Here is a 3898-nt window from a genome sequence, read left to right as displayed (position 1 = left end):
CCCCGCCACCCTTCTGAAAGGGGGCTGCCGGGGAAACGGTGTATCGATCTGTGACGTTCAGCCGTTTTCTGAGTTCAGGGCCTCCACGTGGAGGCTATAGATCCAAGTCCTCTGACGCTCCCTCTGCAAGTCGGTGACGTGTCCGAGGGCCGGTGACGGACGGTTGAATCGTCAGAGCGCGTGAGTCATCGGCTGTCCGGGACGCGCCCGTAACCGGGGCTGATCCTCGGGGTTGAGTTCTACAGTTGGTCGTAGGCTGGTGGGCCGGGGCATGTACTGGCTCGGTCCGGTCCGGGCGGTAGCCGGCCGGTCAGCGGGCCAGCGGTGGCGCGATCATGTGCCTTTCGCGTATCGGGGTTCCTCACCGGGAGGAGTGTGTGTGGACGGGCGGCAGAACGCGCGAGCGGCATCCGGTGTGTTGCGCGCACGGGTTGGCCGGGTGCTGCACCGCCGTCGTCCCCTCAGGTTCGTGTGCGCGCTGTGCGCCTCGGTGCTGATGACGGTTGCCTCGGTGTTGGTGACGGCCGCGTGCTCGAGCGGGAGTGACAGCGTGGACCAGGCCGCCGGCGGTGGTTTCGGTTTCGTCCAGCAGGCACCCAACTCCGACTTCGTCCCGGTCGGCAGTCGCAAGCCGGCTCCCGAGCTCACCGGTCCCACCGTGGCCGGTCCTGATCTGAGCCTCGTGGACTTCCGCGGGAAGATCACCGTTGTGAACTTCTGGGCGTCGTGGTGCGCGCCGTGCCGGGCGGAGACGCCCGGTCTGGTCAGGATGGCCGCGGACAATCCGGAGGTGGCCTTTGTCGGGGTGAACGAGAAGGACAACCTCTCCGCGGCGAAGGCGTTCATCCGCGACAACGGCGTGATCTATCCGAGCATCGTCGACCGGATCGGCACGCTCGCGGCGCGCTGGCCGGTTCCGCCCGGTCTGCCGTCGACCTTCGTGCTCGACGGCGAAGGCCGGCTTGCGGCGCGCTTCACCGGCGGTGTGCTCCCGGACGAGCTGACGCCCGTGCTCGCCCGGCTCCGGGCGGAGACATGAGCAGCGACGGGATGAGCCGTACGGACGCCGGGGGCACGGGCACCGCCGGCACCGATACCGGCTGCACCGGTGCCCGGGGTACGGGCACGGGCCGTATCGATACCGGCTGCACCGGCCCCGGCCGTGACCGCATGAGTGAGCCGCGCGGGCATGAACGGCGGGATGCCGGCGGTGACGGTATGAGCCGTATGAGCCGTGCAGGTATGAGCGGCGACGGGATCGGCCGCGTCACCCGGCCGGGGGGAGCCCTCCGGTGAGCGTCACGTCGTTCGTCGCGGACGGACCACTGCTGCTTGCCGCACCGGTCGCGGCGGCGGCGGGGCTGTTGTCGTTCCTGTCCCCGTGCGTGCTGCCTCTCGTGCCCGGATACCTGTCCTTCGTCACGGGGCTGTCGGGCGAGGAACTGGCCGCCCGACCCGTGGTCGGCGCCGGGGCCTCGCCGCTGGTGGCCGGTGCTTCGCCGTTGCCAGCCGGTGCTTCGCCGCTGGCCGCTGGCGCCTCGCCGCTGCCAGCCGGCGGTCGGCTGGCCGACTCCCGGCCCGCCGGCAGCACCGGTATCAGCATCAGCAGCCGGGCCCGACATCGGCTGTTGGGCCGGGTCACACTCGGTACCGTGCTGTTCGTCGTCGGCTTCACCGCCGTCTTCGTCAGCTATGGTGCGGCCTTCGGCGGGTTGGGCCGCTGGCTGACCCTGCACCAGGTCGGCGTCAGCCGGATCCTCGGCTCGGTGACCATCGTCATGGGGCTGGCGTTCGCCGGGGTGTTCGCCCGACTGTCGCTGGCCAACCGGGAGTGGCGCATCCACCGGCTGCCCGCGCCTGGCCTGGTCGGCGCCCCCGTCCTCGGCGTCCTGTTCGGGATCGGTTGGACGCCGTGCCTCGGGCCGACCCTGACGGCGGTGCTGGGGCTTGCGGTGCAGAGCGCGACCGCCGGTCGGGGCGCGTTCCTCTCCGCCGTCTACTGTTTCGGCCTGGGGGTGCCGTTCCTCGTCGTGGGCTTGGCCTTCCGGCAGGTGGCCGGCGTTCTGGCGGCGGCCCGCAGGCGCGCTCGGGCGCTCACTCTTGCCGGGGGCCTGCTTCTCGTCGCCGTCGGACTTCTCCAGGTCACCGGTGCCTGGACCGACCTGATCGCTTCTCTCCGGCCCTACGTGCCGGGATTTGCGGAGACCCCCTTGTGAGCGGGCGGAGCGACCGGACGCGCCCGCCCCGCCCCAACCCGGCGCGCGGTGGTGCTCCAGGCCCGGTGACCGACGGATCAGGAGCGACGGCAACCATGGCTGTATCAGACGTGGGCGATCCGATCGGGGCCACCGACCTGATCGGGGCCACTGACCCGACCGACTCGACCGGTGCCTCCGACGGGGTCGGGATCCTGACGACCGTGCCCGACGAGGTGCGTGAGCGTGCGCCCGCGGCGCCGTCCGGACCGCGTGGCGGAGGTGGTGGAGGCGGCGGCGCCAGCGGCGCGTCTCGTTCCCCGCGGTTGGTCATTGGCCCGCTCCGGCGTGCTTGGCACCAGCTGACCAGCATGCGTACGGCGTTGCTGCTGCTGTTCCTCTTCGCGCTTGCGGCTGTTCCCGGCTCCCTGCTGCCGCAGCGGTCGCTGAACCCGTTGAAGGTCGAGCAGTACTTCCGCGATCATCCCTCGCTCGCGCCGTTTCTCGACAGGCTGTCGGCCTTCAACGTTTTCGGTGCTCCCTGGTTCGCCGCGATCTACCTGCTGCTGTTCGTCTCCCTGATCGGCTGTCTGGCCTCCAGGGTCCGATGGCATGCCAGGGCGCTGGTGGGACGGCCGCCGCGGGCACCGGCCCGGCCGAGCCGGCTGGCCGGCGGCCGGTCGTGGGACAGCTCGCTGCGTCCACCGGAGGTGATCGAGGCCGCGGGCGTGGTCCTGCGGCTGCGGCGGTTCCGGGTCGTGGTCGCGCCCGAGGACGCGACCCGGCCCGACGGCAGCCGTGATTTCTCCGTGGCGGCGGAAAAGGGCTACCTGCGCGAGACCGGAAACCTCGTCTTCCACATCGCGTTGGTGCTGATGCTCGTCGGAGTCGGGCTGGGCTCGTGGTTCGGCTACCAGGGCACCGTCCTGGTCATCAAAGGCGACGGTTTCACGAACACGCTGGTCTCCTACGACCAGTTCAGCCGGGGCAAGCTGGTCGACCCCGCCGGTGACCTGACGCCGTTCTCCCTGACGCTGGACGAGTTCACCGCGTCGTACCAGCCCAGCGGCCAGCCGGCGGACTTTCGCGCCGAAGTCGCGTACACCGCCGATCTCGGCGGACCCACCCGCACGGTCGACATCCGGGTCAACCATCCGCTGGCGATCGGCAGCGCCAAGGTCTACCTGATCGGGCACGGCTACGCGCCGCACTTCGTGCTGAAGAACAGTGACGGCAGCATTGTCTGGGAGGGCTACCAGCCCTGTACGCCGCGGGACGCCATGTTCGCGTCCACCTGCACGTTGAAGATCGGCGACACTGGGCTTGCGCCGACCGGGCCGACCCGTGAACCGCAGCAGCTGGCGTTCACCGGCGTGTTCACCCCGACCACGCAGCTCGATCCGGCGCACGGTTACATCTCGACCCATCCGGCCGCGGACGCCCCCGGTCTCACCCTCACCGGCTATGTCGGCAACCTCCACATCAACGAGGGCGTGCCGCAGAACGTCTACTCGCTGGACACCCGGGACATGCGCCAGCTGCGGCTGGACGGCCCGATCGGTACGGGTCGGGTGGCGCAGGTGCTCGCGTTGAACAACCCCGACCAGCGGACGATCAGCGGTCTGCCCGGCGGAATGTCCCTGGAGGTCGACGGGGTCCGTGAGTTCGCCACGTTCCAGACCAAGTCGGATCCGTTCAAGGGC

3 protein-coding genes are annotated in these 3898 nt (G+C 70.3%); all 3 read left to right on the top strand.

Annotated features, from left to right (window positions below; genetic code table 11):
* Nucleotides 1–379: 379 nt before the first annotated feature.
* Nucleotides 380–1039, top strand: coding sequence for a TlpA family protein disulfide reductase (locus DD1DGNOD_RS23445; RefSeq protein ID WP_131768585.1), 660 nt, complete (start codon nt 380–382; stop codon nt 1037–1039).
* A gap of 253 nt (nt 1040–1292) precedes the next feature.
* A complete protein-coding gene (locus DD1DGNOD_RS23440) occupies nt 1293–2216 on the top strand; it encodes a cytochrome c biogenesis CcdA family protein (RefSeq protein WP_131768583.1) in 924 nt (307 codons plus the stop codon).
* A gap of 95 nt (nt 2217–2311) precedes the next feature.
* A partial coding sequence (resB, locus tag DD1DGNOD_RS23435) for a cytochrome c biogenesis protein ResB (RefSeq protein ID WP_430827858.1) occupies nt 2312–3898 on the top strand: 1587 nt, incomplete at its 3' end.

It is taken from the genome of Candidatus Protofrankia californiensis (assembly GCF_900634765.1).
Lineage (GTDB): Bacteria > Actinomycetota > Actinomycetes > Frankiales > Frankiaceae > Protofrankia > Protofrankia californiensis.
Note: the sequence above shows the minus strand (reverse complement) of the source record. Positions and strands in the feature narration are given on the sequence as shown.